General features: G+C 37.9%; 18 protein-coding genes and 1 pseudogene. 2 read left to right on the plus strand and 17 right to left on the minus strand.

Going from position 1 to position 15,078, the window contains the following annotated elements:
* Positions 1 to 3: 3 nt before the first annotated feature.
* The 4 genes from MW695_RS08830 to MW695_RS08845 are packed head-to-tail and all read right to left on the minus strand — an operon-like array spanning position 4 to position 4,749.
* The gene (locus MW695_RS08830) at positions 4 to 429 is read right to left on the minus strand and encodes a flagellar export chaperone FliS (protein ID WP_247104920.1); all 426 of its coding nucleotides are present in this window, start codon (positions 427 to 429) and stop codon (positions 4 to 6) included.
* A gap of 52 nt (positions 430 to 481) precedes the next feature.
* A complete protein-coding gene (locus MW695_RS08835) occupies positions 482 to 778 on the minus strand; it encodes an EscU/YscU/HrcU family type III secretion system export apparatus switch protein (RefSeq protein WP_247104921.1) in 297 nt (98 codons plus the stop codon).
* The gene (locus MW695_RS08840; RefSeq protein ID WP_247104923.1) at positions 775 to 3,498 is read right to left on the minus strand and encodes a coiled-coil domain-containing protein; all 2,724 of its coding nucleotides are present in this window, start codon (positions 3,496 to 3,498) and stop codon (positions 775 to 777) included. Before MW695_RS08840 ends, MW695_RS08835 begins: the two co-directional genes overlap by 4 nt.
* 60 nt (positions 3,499 to 3,558) lie before the next feature.
* A complete protein-coding gene (locus MW695_RS08845) occupies positions 3,559 to 4,749 on the minus strand; it encodes a DNA polymerase IV (RefSeq protein WP_247104925.1) in 1,191 nt (396 codons plus the stop codon).
* Positions 4,750 to 5,013: 264 nt separating this feature from the next.
* Between MW695_RS08845 and MW695_RS08850 the strand changes: the two genes are divergently transcribed.
* Entirely contained in the window at positions 5,014 to 5,190 is a 177-nt protein-coding gene (locus MW695_RS08850) for a hypothetical protein (RefSeq protein ID WP_247104927.1), read from the plus strand.
* Here MW695_RS08850 and MW695_RS08855 read toward each other — a convergent pair.
* Positions 5,187 to 6,320: a M20/M25/M40 family metallo-hydrolase gene (locus MW695_RS08855; protein WP_247104930.1), complete on the minus strand. Its 1,134-nt coding sequence runs from the start codon at positions 6,318 to 6,320 to the stop codon at positions 5,187 to 5,189. The genes MW695_RS08850 and MW695_RS08855 overlap by 4 nt on opposite strands.
* A 197-nt stretch (positions 6,321 to 6,517) precedes the next feature.
* On the opposite strand from MW695_RS08855, the gene prli42 reads away from it, so the two are divergent.
* Positions 6,518 to 6,607: a stressosome-associated protein Prli42 gene (gene prli42 / locus MW695_RS08860; protein WP_156314987.1), complete on the plus strand. Its 90-nt coding sequence runs from the start codon at positions 6,518 to 6,520 to the stop codon at positions 6,605 to 6,607.
* Positions 6,608 to 6,672: 65 nt separating this feature from the next.
* Here prli42 and MW695_RS08865 read toward each other — a convergent pair whose 3' ends face one another.
* From MW695_RS08865 to MW695_RS08915, 12 genes and pseudogenes are all read right to left on the minus strand, one after another.
* Positions 6,673 to 7,185, minus strand: coding sequence for a L,D-transpeptidase (locus MW695_RS08865; protein ID WP_247104931.1), 513 nt, complete (start codon positions 7,183 to 7,185; stop codon positions 6,673 to 6,675).
* Positions 7,186 to 7,223: 38 nt separating this feature from the next.
* Complete coding sequence (locus MW695_RS08870; RefSeq protein WP_247104933.1) at positions 7,224 to 8,192, minus strand: aromatic acid exporter family protein; 969 nt, start codon at positions 8,190 to 8,192, stop codon at positions 7,224 to 7,226.
* A 184-nt stretch (positions 8,193 to 8,376) separates the two neighbouring features.
* Positions 8,377 to 9,099 carry an amino acid ABC transporter ATP-binding protein gene (locus tag MW695_RS08875; protein WP_247104934.1) on the minus strand — a complete coding sequence of 241 codons (723 nt, stop codon included), beginning with the start codon at positions 9,097 to 9,099 and terminating at the stop codon, positions 8,377 to 8,379.
* Positions 9,092 to 9,748: an amino acid ABC transporter permease gene (locus MW695_RS08880; protein WP_247104935.1), complete on the minus strand. Its 657-nt coding sequence runs from the start codon at positions 9,746 to 9,748 to the stop codon at positions 9,092 to 9,094. Before MW695_RS08880 ends, MW695_RS08875 begins: the two co-directional genes overlap by 8 nt.
* 32 nt (positions 9,749 to 9,780) lie before the next feature.
* Complete coding sequence (locus tag MW695_RS08885; protein ID WP_247104936.1) at positions 9,781 to 10,542, minus strand: transporter substrate-binding domain-containing protein; 762 nt, start codon at positions 10,540 to 10,542, stop codon at positions 9,781 to 9,783.
* Positions 10,543 to 10,920: 378 nt separating this feature from the next.
* On the minus strand, positions 10,921 to 11,073 hold the full coding sequence (locus MW695_RS08890; RefSeq protein WP_247104937.1) for a hypothetical protein: 153 nt from the start codon (positions 11,071 to 11,073) through the stop codon (positions 10,921 to 10,923).
* Between the two features lie 49 nt (positions 11,074 to 11,122).
* Entirely contained in the window at positions 11,123 to 11,281 is a 159-nt protein-coding gene (locus MW695_RS08895) for a hypothetical protein (RefSeq protein ID WP_247104938.1), read from the minus strand.
* 147 nt (positions 11,282 to 11,428) lie between these two features.
* On the minus strand, positions 11,429 to 11,659 hold the full coding sequence (locus MW695_RS08900; RefSeq protein ID WP_247104939.1) for a DNA primase: 231 nt from the start codon (positions 11,657 to 11,659) through the stop codon (positions 11,429 to 11,431).
* A 286-nt stretch (positions 11,660 to 11,945) separates the two neighbouring features.
* The gene (locus MW695_RS08905) at positions 11,946 to 12,791 is read right to left on the minus strand and encodes a manganese catalase (protein ID WP_247104941.1); all 846 of its coding nucleotides are present in this window, start codon (positions 12,789 to 12,791) and stop codon (positions 11,946 to 11,948) included.
* 544 nt (positions 12,792 to 13,335) lie between these two features.
* Positions 13,336 to 13,588, minus strand: a pseudogene (locus MW695_RS23165) (IS5/IS1182 family transposase); the annotation flags it as partial.
* Positions 13,589 to 14,117: 529 nt separating this feature from the next.
* Positions 14,118 to 14,594, minus strand: a complete 477-nt coding sequence (locus MW695_RS08910) for a spore coat protein (protein ID WP_247104943.1) — start codon at positions 14,592 to 14,594, stop codon at positions 14,118 to 14,120.
* 105 nt (positions 14,595 to 14,699) lie between these two features.
* A complete protein-coding gene (locus MW695_RS08915) occupies positions 14,700 to 15,020 on the minus strand; it encodes a hypothetical protein (protein ID WP_247104945.1) in 321 nt (106 codons plus the stop codon).
* Between the last annotated feature and the right edge of the window lie 58 nt (positions 15,021 to 15,078).

The raw sequence follows: 15,078 nt of genomic DNA on the forward strand, positions 1-15,078 counted from the left end.
TTTTTATGACTCATACATGGAAGTCGATTCATATGCTTGAGCTTTTTGCTTAACAAGTGATGATTGCGGATCTTTCTTCACCTTCATCGCCTCATTCCAAGCTGACATAATCGATTCTACTATTTGGATCACTTCACGTATGATTTCATTGTCTTTTTTATAATTAGCTTCAATAATCTTGTCAGCGATATAATTGTAAACTTGATCTAGTTGATCGGCTACGATCCCAGCTTCATAGTTTAAACCTGCACCTAACCGATAAACAATATCGCCTGCTTTTTTTAATTTTTCATTTGCGTCAATATATTCCTTTTGTTCATTATGTGCAAGCGCCTCTTCTAAGTTCGTTAAAGCTGCTTCATATAACAAAGCCGTAATTTGCTCAGATGACTTTTGATGAAGTGCTTCGTTTGTGAGGAATGCAGTCAATGTTTCCACCTCCGCTCTCTCATTATTACTATCGGTTTGTTTCTTCTAATTTTTAATAGTTTTTCTCCATTTCTTCTATTAATAATAAAACCTCTGCCATAATTGAATAGAGCTGTGGAGGAATATTATCTCCTAGATCCATATCTAGTAAATTTTCAACGAGTAATGGATCTTCTTGCATATGAATATCGTTTTGCTTTGCAATATCAATAATTTGACTTGCGACTTGACCTTTCCCATGCGCGACAACCTTTGGTGTATCCTCATTATGATCATAGCGAATCACTGCTGCAGAAGGTCCATTACTTAGCTTTCGTTGCTTATGATTAATATGCTTGGAAATAATCATACTTTAAAATCAAACCCTTTCTCCGTAAATGTCGCTCGTTGCCGAGGTTCATCCATCTCTTTACCTTTTTCTTGGTCATTATCCTCTTGTAAATGTGCAAAGTGTATTCCCTTAATGTTAAAACCAAGCTCTCCAAGCTTATCAATCGATTGTTGAACAAAAGGCTCCATTTTTGCCTGAAAGTCCAGTTGATCATTTTTCAACGTAACAGATAATTGACGATCCTTTACCGATACGAGAATACCAATATCCCCCATCTTAGGTGTTTGCATTAAGAAATAGATACTACAATTTTCCCAATCAACTTGCTCGTCTTCATTACGAGAATTAACGAATACTTTTAAGTTCTCTACTTTCTCTTCTAATAAAAACGGTAGCTGAAAGAATAAGCTTTGCATATTTTGCTGATCAGACCGACTTAATAGCTGTTGGCCAGTCAAGTTATTTAATGCTTGATTTGCAAGCTGATTGGCACGTGTTCCCTCTTCTTCTCCACGCGCAAGCTGCATTAACAATGATTTCAGATTCTGTTGTTGTTCATGAGTGTGCTCACGGTTACCTGAAGCAAATTGTTGTGCTAATTCACTATCACGATTTAAACCAAGACTACGAATTAATTCAAGCATAGCTCGAGGCGATGGTTCAGCCGGTATCGGTCTTATCGTTTCTGACATCTGTCTCGGCCCGTTTTGCTCAGGCAATTGCATATTTCGAACCGCCTCTTCCCTAGCAGCCGTATAGTGCTTAACCTTCGTTTCAGAAGGTTGAAAATGGACTTTTTCAACGAGCTGACTTACTTCTCTTACGATTTGATTTGCTTCTCGATGAGAGCCTCTCGCTAACAATTGCTTGGCTTCGGCTAAACGATTACTCGCTTGCATTAATTCTCTTTCTGTTTTCATATCTGTAAAGAGCATCATTTCACTTTTTAAAATCGCATTGTCTAACCGTTTAATCGTCTTTTCAAGCATTGGTTTCGCTTGTTGCTGTGCTTGGCTACGAAATTGTTCAATCAATCTAGCTGTTTGATCTAACGATCGATGTAGCTCTCTTTGAAATTGTTTAAAATCAGCCGTTAATTGTGCCATTCTCTCTGTCACAGTCGTAACAGCTATCATTTTGTTTGCTGATTGCTGACTCGTTTGGAATTGCTCATTCTGAATATAAATTGATTCTCTACTCGAAGGTGTTGGTTGAGTTTGTTGTTCGAGTTGCTGCAAAGAATGAGCGACTTCTTGCCTTGCTTTCATCTCTCTTCCTGACTGTTCTGTTTGTTGTGCTGCTGCTATTTGTTGCTGGATATCATTCTTTATCGTCTCTGAAAACGGACGATTTACTAGCTGAGTCTGGATTTGTTCGATCGCTCGTTGAAAGTTCGGTTCTGTTTGCAATGAACGTAACGATTGCTCAACAAATTGATGAATGACGTTGGATAATGATCCTGGCGAACTCGTTTGAGTATTTAGCGTCATCGCTTCAGCAGAATTTGTTTGTGAAAGCGTCATTGCGACTTGTTGAATTGCTTGTTCAGCTCTTCCTTGACTTAAATGCTGACGTACACCTTCAACTAATTGCTGTATTTGTTGTATCGTTAGGGATGTACGATTCTCGTTCGTGAGTAATACGTGTAATCGTTCAGCAGTTCGACCTGTATCCGTTGTCGACTCGATTATTCGCACTACTTGCTGGGTAATATCTTGTTTTGCAACTGTATGAGATTGGTTATGAGACAAAGCTTGCATAACACGTTCATTTGCTGCCTGTTGTAGCTGAACGGATTGTCGAATAGCTCGATCAAGTTGATCACGATTTGGCAGATTCATTTGAGCTAGTCTCTGACGTATTTCCTCCGTTACGCCACGTTCTTGTATTTGTTGTCGTAATGAGCTAAATTCTTTCGATTGTGGCAAAGCTTGAAGGATCCGATCAATTGCCGCTTGCTGCAGCTGTCTGGCCTCTTTCGCTAAACGTTCCGTTGCTTGTGACCCTTCAGAAGAATGACTCAAATGTTGTTGCATTCGTACAAGTCTCTCAATTGCTTGTCTAGGATCAGATTGAAGGAGTTGACGTATTTCTTCAACATGAACTCTTTGCCCTTGTCCTGATTGAGAGGCATGTTCTCTAGAAGGAGGTTTGATTTCTTGCTTTATTTCTCGCGCAAGATCGGTTAAGACTTGGTTTAACGGTCTTCCGTGTAGAGCTTCATCAACAGCCCGTAAATGACTTGGCGTTATGTCAAGCCTTTTATTTGCTATCGCTTGAATCGTTTGCAAGCGGTCATTCGCATTCCCTGTTTGTATAAATTGTTGTAAGTCACGTACAGCATTTCTATTTAACGAAACACCTTGTTCATGTAAAATCATAGCAGCCCTTGTCAATTCGCGACTTGGTTGTTGTACACCTAAATGCTGCAATCGTTGCTGCATTTCACCTTGGCTACTTGTTAATGGTCGACCTTGTCCCGTTTGCCTAGTTTGCTCTTCTGCAACCTTAACCCGAATTGAATCTCCACGATTCTCTGTTACCTGCACATGAACACGCTCTTTTGACGGTAAGGAGCCTTCAAATATTACAGGGACATCGCGCCCTCTAATGGAAACAATGGCGTCCCGTTCTCCTGTTCGCTCCTTTATTGTTGCTCTATAAACATCTCCCTCTCTTAGTTGATTTTGACTGTCAAATTGTTTCGAAGAAGACGTCAATTGCTGCTGAATTTGCATGTGCTTTCACCTCCGCACTCTTTCATCCTACTTACTATATCGGCAGATGTGAAGAAACTATTAATGATAATTGTCATCATTTATTTTCTTCCTATATCCCTTTTGAACACTTCCATCCCCGAATTTTTTCCGAAGATGCTTTATCGTTTGCTGTAACCTTTCCATTTTTTCGTCTTCCTTATAGGAAAATAAGTCGAGTTGTCTGTATGCATATTGTTGATCGATTAAATCATACGTGCTAATGCCTAATAATCGAACTCGTTCACCATTCCAAGCATGGTCAAACATCCGTTTTGCTTCCATTAAGAGATCTTGCTCACTTTGAATAGGGTCAACAAGCTTTTTACTTCTTGTAATCATTTTCCAATTAAAATAACGAATTGTTATTTGAACTCCGTATGCACACACTTTTTTCGCATGTAATCTATGTTGTACTTGAACAGCTAATTTTGAAAATGTTTCATTGATTAATTCACGATTTGCTGTATCGGCATGTAACGTTTTTGAATGGCCAATTGATTTAAATTGACTATATGCATTAGGATCTACTTTTCGGTGATCAATCCCATTGGCCCTTTCCTGAAGCTTCAACCCACGATCACCAAATTTCTTTGCTAACAATTCTTTGTCAGCCACTGCTAAATCACCGATTGTATGAATCGATGTTTTTTTCCACTTTTCTACTGTTTTTCGTCCAATACCGTGCATCTCTTCGATCGGCATTGGCCAAAGCACCTGAGAAACATCACGTTTTCGTACGATCGTTATACCATTTGGCTTCTTCATATCACTGGCCATCTTCGCTAGAAATTTATTCGGAGCGATTCCAATACTACAAGGTAGTCTTAGCTCGTCAAATATTCGTTTTTGAATTTGTTTAGCTAACGAAACAGGGTGAATATCAGTCATATCCGTAACATCCATATATCCTTCGTCTATAGAAACTTGCTGTACGTTTGGCGTATACGAAAACAAAATATTGAAAATCGCCTGTGATGCTTTACGATAGGAATCACCATTAGGCGGGAGAACAATGAGCTCTGGACAAAGCTTCTTCGCCTGCCAAATCGGCATCGTTGTTTTTACTCCTTTAGCACGCGCTTCATATGTACTCGTCACAATAATTCCTTTACGTTCTTTGGGATTTCCGGCAATTGCTAACGGTTTTCCTGACAACGTTGGATCTTTAGCAACTTCAACTGAAGCAAAGAAGCTGTTCATGTCTAAATGGAAAATGATTCTAGCGAGCACATTGTTCTCCTCCTTTCTTTTTTATTAACGAATTTATGTTAATAGCATGTTAAAAAATTAAAAAAGCACCAAAAAATATAGCAATGACTGCTTTCGTCCTCTTGACTCCCCCACAGTACTTCTAAGAATTTTACACCTTCTTATCTTTTCAAAAAGGAACAAATCGTCCTCTTTGAACAACCTCTAAAAGTTGATGTTCTCCTTAAATTACTTTAAGCTGAGATTAGAAAGTATGTTTATACAAATTGAGAGGTGAGTGTTCGCATGACGAAACAAACTTCATACAATCATCTTTTTCAACAAGTATATCAAATTCAAGCTCATTCAGGCTCAAAGCAAAAAAAATCACCAACAATAGCTGAACTAGCTGCGATCGTCGGTGACACTGAAGAACATATATTAGAATGCCTTGAGTTTGGAAAAGACGTTTTTCATCATTAACCCTTTATTGTATTTGTTGCAACTTTTTTAATAATAGCCACTACAGCTTCTGATAATTTCACTAATTCAACGATTGGCATTCGTTCATTCTTCGTATGTATTTCTTCATAACCGACAGCTAAATTAACCGTTGGGACACCATGACCAGCAAAAATATTCGCGTCACTACCACCGCCACTTTGTAACAATTGAACTTCTCTACCTATTTCAGCCATCGCTTTTTTGGCAACCTTTACGACTACGTCATCTTCACTAAGTTTAAACCCTGGATACATAACGTCTACCTCTACTTCAGCCTTAGCACCATATTTTGCAGCCGTTTCTTCAAATGCTTTCTTCATTTTTTTAACTTGCTTTTCCATTTTTTCTTGAATAAGTGAACGTGCTTCTGCGACAATTGTTACGTGATCACATACGATGTTTGTTTGCGTACCGCCTTCAAACCGACCAATATTTGCCGTCGTCTCTTCATCTATTCTGCCTAGTGGCATTTTAGAAATAGCTTTTGCAGCAACTGTTATAGCTGACACCCCTTTTTCTGGCGCTACCCCAGCATGAGCGGTTTTCCCTAAAATCGTTGCACTTATTTTTGCTTGCGTAGGAGCTGCAACAATAATGTTTCCTACTTGACCATCACTATCTAGAGCAAACCCAAACTTTGCCTTCATATCATCAGGATTCATTTCCTTCGCTCCAACTAGACCTGATTCTTCTCCAGCAGTAATGATAAATTGAATGAGACCATGTTCAATTTTATTTTCCTTTAGTACTCTTAACGCCTCAAACATAGCCGCAATACCCGCTTTATCATCTGCCCCTAGGATTGTAGTCCCATCGGTTACAACATAACCATTTTCTATTTTAGGTTTAATCCCTTTACCGGGCACAACGGTATCCATGTGAGAGGTAAAATAGATCGGTGTAGCATCCTTTTGTGAGCCTTCTAGCGTACAAATTAAGTTACCTGCTCCATGTCCCGTTCTACTTGCTGAATCATCCTCCACTACGGAGACACCTAATTGTTGAAATTTCTTTTTTAATACTGGTGCTATTAATTGTTCTTCTTTTGTTTCTGAATCAATTTGAACAAGCTCTAAGAACTCTTCGACTAATCGTTGTTCATTTACCATAACATACTAAACCTCCTTTATTTCCCTTCTTATCGTAACGCTGTCGCTATAAAACAGCAAGTTATATCATCGTTTATCTCAATTTATAACAGTTACTACTGTAAACCCTCTTGTCCTTTCAACGAGTAACAAGTAAAATAGACGTATAGACTTGATAGCGATTACGCCATAAGCATGTTTTAAGAGGAGGGGTCAGTATGCCACGTAAATTCCAGAAGCTCATTATATATATTATGATCATTACGATGGTTCTAGGAACGCTTTTAATGGGAGTCTCAATCTTCTAATCATTATTATCATATTGCAAAAGGGGATTCCATATCAGGTCATCCCCTTTTTGCGTTATGGAGTATTAAATTGCCCCATACTCTTTCGCTAATTCCACTACCTCTAAATCTGTTGTATCAGTTATTAACATCTTTGTTCCTAATGGGATTTGTTGAAATAGTTCCTCTACATGCTCATTAGCCATTCTTATACAACCTGCAGTAACAGCCTTCCCAATTAGATCAGGTCGATTTGTGCCGTGAATACCATATATACGCCCGTCCGTATTGTTCGCATCAAAGCCAATCCAGCGTGACCCTAATGGATTTTCTGGTGATCCACCTTCTATATTTAACTTGCGATAATATGGATTTTTGGCCTTTACAATAATTTGAAATAGACCAATCGGTGTCTCATCGCCATCTTTTCCAATTGCAATTGGGTATGTTGACTGAACTTCACTTTCATGTATAAAAGAAATCTGCTTGTCTGACACACTCACTATTAGAAATGGGTCTCCCACTGTCGGATTCTCTCCTAAAGGCCATATAGGCGAAACCGCAAGGACAGTTAATAAAAAGAAGCAAAGTGATCTCACTACAAACAACCCCTTCTTTTTATTCTATAGTGTGGTCATTACAGTTTCTTCTTATCCAACTCATTCCATAAACGATCTTTAATATGCAAATATTCACTTAGTTCATTCATAATATAAAATAACGATGCGCGAATTTCGAATTCTTCCCGTGTTTTCGGAAGGTTGGTTTTTTGAAATCCTTTCTTAATGTCCTCAAGCTTTTCTAAGAAATAAGGAACTTGATTAGCTGGACTAATGGCCGCACCTAATTCCTCTAGAAAACCTGCTAGTACGACATTTTGTTCATACGTCTGGTCAATAGAGGATATATAAGGCATAAGTCTCTCAAGTAACTCAAATTGCTTTTCTCGCATTTTAAAGTAATAGTAATAACGATCCTCATATCGAAGGAAGTGGTTATGTATATTAACTAACGCTTCATTTTGTCCTGCTTTTAATAATTCATCTGTTTCATATATTTCTTTCCCGTCCCAGTCACTTTCGCCATACCTTAAATAAACAGCCAATTCAAAAAAGATTTTCTTAAAATGCGCTTCGATCTCTTTATGATAATGTCGAAGCTTCCTTTCACTACTTGGCATATAAGCATTCATAATTAACGCGACCCCAACACCGATCATAATCAGTAGCAATTCATTTATAATTAAAGAAAGAGTTACTTCTTGAGCTGTATACATATGCAAAATGATGACAGCGCTTGTGACAATCCCTTCTTCTACTTTCCACATGACTGCTATTGGAATAAAGAGTAATAAAACAACAGCTAAAGCCCATGGAGCGTAACCAATTAAACTAAAAACAATTGAGCTGACAACAAGGCCAATTAAACATGCTGCAATTCGATACCATGACGCCTTTACAGAATCACGTTTCGTTGTCGAAATACAAAGTAACGCCAAAATCGCCGCAGACCCATAAAAGTCTAAATTCAGCATTTGTGCTATGGCAACAGCTACTCCGACTCCAATAGCTGTTTTTAATGTACGATATCCAATTCTAAATGGCATTCATTAGACTCCTTTTCTGTTCAAACTAGCACTATTATTATTCGTATTTTATCATATGAAGCCACGATACATTCCAACATGTATATATTCTTTACGAAAAATCTCTTCGCGGCCTTTTCTATTTCAATGAAAAAACTCGAATAATAAGTCTCTGAAAGACCTTTATTCGAGTCACTATATTGATTTATAATACTTTATCAAGGAATTCTTTTGCTCGATCGGAAGTTGGCGCTTCGAAAAACTGTTTCGGTGGTGTATCTTCAACTAACTTTCCCTGGTCAAGGAAAAGAACACGATCGGCAACTTCTCGGGCAAAGCCCATTTCATGTGTTACAATAACCATCGTCATACCTGATTGAGCTAGTTGCTTCATGACATTCAGTACTTCCTTAACCATCTCAGGATCTAAAGCAGAAGTTGGCTCATCGAATAACATCACTTCAGGCTCCATCGCTAATGCCCGTGCAATCGCTACTCTCTGCTTCTGACCACCAGACAAACGACTAGGGTATTCTCCACTTTTTTCCAATAATCCAACATCCTGAAGTAATTGCTTTGCTCTAGTTACAGCACTTTCTTTTTTCTCTCCTTTTACGTTTTGAGGAGCATACGTAATGTTTTCAAGAACGGTCATATGAGGAAAAAGATGAAAATGCTGAAACACCATTCCAATTTGCTGTCTAGCTATTCGAACGTCCGCTTTAGGGTTTGTCAATTCCTTCTCTCCGACCCATACTTGACCTGAGGTAGGTTTTTCTAATAAATTCAAGCAACGCAAAAAGGTAGACTTCCCTGAGCCCGAAGGACCAATCACCGCAACGACATCACCTCGTTCTATTTCTGTTGAGATCCCTTTTAACACTTCAATTTGCTGAAATGACTTATATAAATCATCAACTTTAATCACTGCGTTGCAACCTCCTCTCAATAAATCGGCCAATTAAAGTCAATCCCATCACAAGAATGTAATAGACTAGTCCAATTAATAGGAACGTTTCGAAATACGTGTACAGTTGAGCATTTACAATTTGAGCTCTTCTCATAAGGTCCATAACCCCAATAACAGACACAATAGCGGATTCCTTCGTTAAATTAATAAACTCATTAAAGAGAGCAGGTAATATGTTACGAAAGGCTTGAGGTAATATAATATGAAGCATCGTATGTCTGTAAGGAACCCCTAATGCATCAGCAGCTTCTTGCTGTCCTTTATCAACTGCTTGAATTCCTGCACGAATAATTTCTGAAACGTAAGCAGCCGAATTTAAACCAAAAGCAAGAACGCCTGCTACATATGCACTAATATCAATTCCAAATTGAGGGACACCAAAATAAATGATTGATAACTGTAGTATAAGAGGAGTACCACGAAAAATAGATGTATAAGCATTTGCTAAAAAGCGTAAAATTCCAACGCGTCCAATCTTAAAAAATGCCAATATGATTCCTAACAATAAACCAATAATCAATGAAACACTAACGAATTGTAGCGTAACCCATATCCCTTCTAGGATAAAAGGAATATGGGGCACGATTCGATCAAAACTCAAATCCATGCCCTCACTCCTTCCCTTAACCAAAAATTGGTTTATTCATCTTCGGCATCAAACCATTCTAAAATAAGTTCATTCATCTTGCCATTTTCCATCATTTCATTTAGTTTTTCATTAAAAGGTTCCACTAATTTACTTTCTTTCGGAAAAGCAATAGCAGCTCCTAATTCCTCTTCATCTTCTACTGGCACTTCAAAACTCATTAGTCCTTCTTGAGCTCCTAGAAACCCTTCTGCTACTTTATCTTCCATTAAAATGGCATCAATACGACCAGCTAATAACTCTTGGACAATTTCTGGAATACGGTTTAATTTAACAACTTCAAAGCCAAAATCATCAGCTATTGCTTCTGCTTCTTGCTCTTGAATTGATCCGAGCTGTACAGCGACAGTCTTTCCTTCTAAATCTTCCATCGTATGAATATCAGAATCTTCTGTTGTGACAATTAAATTCTTCGCTAAATAGTAAATATCAGAGAAGTCAACACTTTGACTACGTTCATCATCTGGGGTCATTCCCGCCAATACAAAATCAATTCTTCCTGATTCTAAAGCTGGAATTAACGAATTAAAATCCATATCTTCAATTTCAAGTTCATATCCTAGCTCATCTGTAATATAACGAGCAATGTCAATATCAAACCCAACTATTTCTCCTGTTGCTGTATCAAATGATTCATATGGTGGATAATCAGCAGATGTTCCCATTACTAGTGTTTCTGAATCATCCGAGCCACATGCAACTAACGCAAAGCTAACGATAATAGTCATTACTAAGTACACGAATATTTTTTTCACTTTAAATCCCCCAACTATTTTCAATATAATAATTATACTTGTATATGCATATTAACACACAGCCTTTAATTTGCAAATACTTTTATAATCTCTTAATAAATACACGAAATTTTTTGTACTATTTTTATTTTCGGAATAATCGAGTTATTAGAATAATCAATTAAATTATTCCAATATATTAAATCACTTAAAAAAAGATGACTATACTAATCATTTATATAAGTCACCTCTTTTCTTATCTATTTAATTTGTCAACCATTTCAATTAATCCATTCAATGGATCTTCAGTTATATAAAATTAGCTACTAAAAAACTGTCCCAAGTTAACTGACTTGAGACAGTTTATTTTATATAGTCAAAGTGTAGTACCATTAGCTTCTATTCTAATCCGCCATCATCCATCGGCTCTTCCATTCCTGGGTCATTCATTCCTGGCTCATCTACTCCTGGCTCTCCTTCTACATCTCCACATGCTGCTAATACACTTACAGCTAACGCTCCTGCTGCTAATCCTGATAATAACTTTTTCATTATTCTTCTCCTCCTATATTAATCATTATTTTTTATAAAGCTCCTACTCTTACTCTAATCCTCCATCATCCATTGGCTCTTCCATTCCTGGGTCATTCATTCCTGGCTCATCTACTCCTGGCTCTCCTTCTACATCTCCACATGCTGCTAATACACTTACGGCTAACGCTCCTGCTGCTAATCCTGATAATAACTTTTTCATATTCATCATGATTTCCTCCTTAAATTTTATATAATTGGTTTGTGCTCATCTATCTATACCCATTATTTAATATTTAAAACAAAAGCTACCTAAAAAGTTAAAATAAACTTATTAGGTAGCTTTTCTAGTTACTAGATTGGTAACTTTACATTATTATTCTAATTCTAAATCTTCGTCACCAATCGGCTCTTCATCAAGTTCTGGTTCATCATCTAAAGGCTCATCTCCAATCGGATCTTCACCTACTGGATCTTCAATAGGTTCTTCATCTCCTACTGGATCGCCACCATCTACATCTTCTGGAGCTGGCTCGTCTCCACAAGCTGCTAATACGCTAACTGAAAGCGCCCCCGCTAAAAGTGTATAAAGAAATTTCTTGCTCATCTAAAATTCCTCCTTAGAATTGTTCGTGTTGGAATTTAATTTGATGTGCTTCCAACTAGTGCTCATTGTACAGAACAAATTTCTTGCTTGAAAGGGAATTGGGTCTATTTACAACCTTTCCCTTTTTCATTTGATATTTTTTCAACTTCTATCATGATTTTATAGGCAGATATGTATTTGTGCCATTTTATAGGCATGCTCTTTTATTTAGCGCTCAAACACAAAAAAGATACCACGATGATGTGATATCTCCTTTACTCCTTCATCACGACAAGCTTTTAACGTCTTAGAACATAGGTGGAAGATGAGGCGGATTCGGTAAAGCCGTATTATGCATATACGGTGGAGCTGGTTGTAGCCTTGGTTTCTTGCCAAGTGGCTTAGGATTAGGAACATACGTAAACTCACCCAATCCATCCATACTTGGTCCTTGCGCCCAACGACCATGCTTGCTTTCCGTTCCTCCTGATAAATCATAATAATCATATGCAACTTCATGCTTTTCTAACGAGCGTGGGAACGTACTCGGTACAACAATGTTTTCTTTTTCTTCTAATTCGCATATTGCAGCATACCATTGGTTTTGATGCATCGTATCTCGTGCAATAAGCCATGATAGCATATCTTTGACACCCTCATCGGTTGTCATCTCATATAAACGAACTGCTTGAAGACGCCCCTGAGATTCATATGTTAAATTTAGACGAAAATCAGCTAGTAAATTTCCACTTGCATTAATGTAACTAGCTGTCCAAGGATTCCCGACACTATCTGCAGGCATCGCTCCTAGTCCAGCAACAATGGCATGCTGTGGGTTCATTCCGCCTAATATTGCTCCAACAACAGGGTCTTTAGCTGCTACTTCTTGATCTCCGACAGGAGCATTGTCTAACAAACGTGCGATCATCGTTGCTAGCATTTCAACATGCGCTAGCTCTTCTGTACCTGTCGCAAGTAACAAATCTCTATACTTCTCTTCCCCTCTTGTATTCCATCCTTGAAATAAGTATTGTAAAGCAACGGAAATTTCACCAAATTGCCCCCCAAGTATTTCTTGCAACTTTTTGGCAAATACAGGATCTGACCTTACAGGCTTAGCATGATATTGAAGGTTCTTTACATGATAAAACATTGTATCGGCTCCTCTTCTTATTAGTCCTCTATACTTTATTCATACAAACGCCTATATGTTCCATTCATATAAATACGTCAATTTAAATGAGCATATTTTATTAGCAAAGTTCACTATAAAAGCTTAAAAAATCCGAATGCTAAATTAGCATTCGGATTCAGCCTGTCGACAGGTTTTTGCGAGACATTGTCGACAGGTTTTTGATTAGTAGTCAGGGTGCGGCTCTTCGACCTCGCTACCGGGATGGGGGGCACGCTTTCCGCAGGCGGGCGTTGAATGAACCGGCTGCGCCGGTGGATTTCAACCTGCCCTTTCTTCCTGAAGGAGTCGGCCCTCCCATCCCGTCCGCTTTTTCTAGTGAAAAAAGGTCATTTACCGCATACTAGAAGACGCATTGGACAAGGGTATTTCCGCTCCTTTCTTAACTCTTTTCTTTCTGCCACATCACATGACGATTCAATTTTTTGGTCATACTCTGAAATAACATCCTCTACTTTCTATACCATCTAGGTAAGTTCTTCAAGTGTGACTTGTTTTTCACTTCTACTTTCCATTTCTTGAATAATTTCCTTTTCGAGAAATTCGTTGTAAATTTCATTGGACTTTTCAATTAATCCTTGATGTTCGTTCTCAATCGACTTCTTCCAGCCAAACGTAAACGTATTCGCATTTGCTTCGATCTTTGTACCATAAATAAAGATCGATTCTTGATCGATGAGCTTTTCTTCAACTGGTTGACAGCGGAATTGAATAAAGCATTGGCGGTTTAATTCCTTTACTTCTGGTGAAAAGCGATATCATCCGTTTGTCATTTCACTTCTAGATCTAAAGGTAAAACGATCTGATTCATGTTATCATGTTTAAACATAAGGACACTTCCTTCTGATTTGATTTGGTGTGGTACCTTGATTTTATCAGAAGTTGTCCTTATTTTATGGTGTAAAATATGCTGTTTTTATAAATATTTCAGCTCTAAACCATGGGTTATGTTCATAGTGAAATGGAGCGGAAGCCACTCGACTCCTGCGGGACATAGAGGAAGGACGAGACCCCACAGGCGTAGCCGAGGAGGCTCGGCACCTCCCCGCGGAAAGCGAGTGGCTGGAGCGCAATGAAACGAACCTTTGGCAGCTACATATACCGTGAAATTTGAGGAAAGCCCAAAATAATGAAAGCCGGTGAAAATTTACTTGACGTAAAATCTCACCGGCTTTTCATTTCAGAGGAGGGTTTTGTCCCAGCCCCGTTTTGTCTACGGTCTGAATCCGAATGCTAAATTAGCATTCGGATTTACTTTGATTCATACACATGACACCCTTAAATGGATTATAGAATGTCTAAATTCACTAACAGAGCAAGTAGGATTTGAAGCAACAGTTGGATATTTATACCAATTTGAGTATCGGTAGTCGTAACATTAACATTTCTTGAATTTTCAATAACTGTTTTTTGTAAAGAGATTTGTTTAATTTTTGCGGACTGTAACAATTCCTGAGTAATCTGTTCAGCTTCTTGACTGTCAGCAATTGAGATACTAACGACGAGAGCGATGGCCGCTTGTAATGCTGCTTGTAGCTGTACAGCTGCTTTCGTATCTGTTGTGGTGACAGTAACATCACACGAATCCTTAATGAAAATATACTCTTCAGACTGTTGAAGCGTTTTATTCACTTGCTGAGCACTTTGATCAATATCACCTTCATCAGCTGGTGAACAAGGATGCTTTGCTTTTCTATCTAATGCTGACCACGTACTTGTATCTCCTCGATCGTTAGAATTAGAGTAATATACATCTTGATTCATATTATCTTCCTCCTTTCCAGTTCTACTTTCACTGTATGCTTGTCGCCAAATAAGGAGTGTTCGATTACCCTAGTACTTTAACCTAACTTTTAATAGTCGAAGGATTTATCTTTTTTTCTTGAAGATTTTTACTTGTTTAAGGTCATTTTTACTTTCAACCATTTTTTTATTATCCTGAATTTGATTTACGATATTGATTTTATTTGATGGGTTTTCGACTGTATTTTTAGTCTCATTAGCTTCCGATTCCGTAAACGTCTTCTCCTGATTCTCAATAAACTCCTCGACTTGATTTTGCAGCTTAGTCACTAAATCCTTTAATGCTTTTTTATCAGCTTTATTATTTATTTTCTGAAACGAGTGTTTTTTCATCACTTTTTTTACGAATACATCTACTAACTCCTGTTCAATCATTTCTTCCTTCATATGATCACCCTCCTATAAAGTTATTGTAGTAGGCTTAAATAGTATATGTATGCGTAGG

This window comes from Halalkalibacter sp. APA_J-10(15), assembly GCF_023017105.1.
Classification (GTDB): Bacteria; Bacillota; Bacilli; order Bacillales; family Bacillaceae_D; genus Halalkalibacter.

What these genes read in the sequence shown, in the direction of transcription:
- MW695_RS08835 (WP_247104921.1), bottom strand. Translation starts at nt 778, where the DNA reads ATGATTATTTCCAAGCATATTAATCATAAGCAACGAAAGCTAAGTAAT.
- MW695_RS08840 (WP_247104923.1), bottom strand. Translation starts at nt 3,498, where the DNA reads ATGCAAATTCAGCAGCAATTGACGTCTTCTTCGAAACAATTTGACAGT.
- MW695_RS08850 (WP_247104927.1), top strand. Translation starts at nt 5,014, where the DNA reads ATGACGAAACAAACTTCATACAATCATCTTTTTCAACAAGTATATCAA.
- MW695_RS08855 (WP_247104930.1), bottom strand. Translation starts at nt 6,320, where the DNA reads ATGGTAAATGAACAACGATTAGTCGAAGAGTTCTTAGAGCTTGTTCAA.
- prli42 (WP_156314987.1), top strand. Translation starts at nt 6,518, where the DNA reads ATGCCACGTAAATTCCAGAAGCTCATTATATATATTATGATCATTACG.
- MW695_RS08870 (WP_247104933.1), bottom strand. Translation starts at nt 8,192, where the DNA reads ATGCCATTTAGAATTGGATATCGTACATTAAAAACAGCTATTGGAGTC.
- MW695_RS08880 (WP_247104935.1), bottom strand. Translation starts at nt 9,748, where the DNA reads ATGGATTTGAGTTTTGATCGAATCGTGCCCCATATTCCTTTTATCCTA.
- MW695_RS08890 (WP_247104937.1), bottom strand. Translation starts at nt 11,073, where the DNA reads ATGAAAAAGTTATTATCAGGATTAGCAGCAGGAGCGTTAGCTGTAAGT.
- MW695_RS08895 (WP_247104938.1), bottom strand. Translation starts at nt 11,281, where the DNA reads ATGAATATGAAAAAGTTATTATCAGGATTAGCAGCAGGAGCGTTAGCC.
- MW695_RS08900 (WP_247104939.1), bottom strand. Translation starts at nt 11,659, where the DNA reads ATGAGCAAGAAATTTCTTTATACACTTTTAGCGGGGGCGCTTTCAGTT.
- MW695_RS08905 (WP_247104941.1), bottom strand. Translation starts at nt 12,791, where the DNA reads ATGTTTTATCATGTAAAGAACCTTCAATATCATGCTAAGCCTGTAAGG.
- MW695_RS08910 (WP_247104943.1), bottom strand. Translation starts at nt 14,594, where the DNA reads ATGAATCAAGATGTATATTACTCTAATTCTAACGATCGAGGAGATACA.
- MW695_RS08915 (WP_247104945.1), bottom strand. Translation starts at nt 15,020, where the DNA reads ATGAAGGAAGAAATGATTGAACAGGAGTTAGTAGATGTATTCGTAAAA.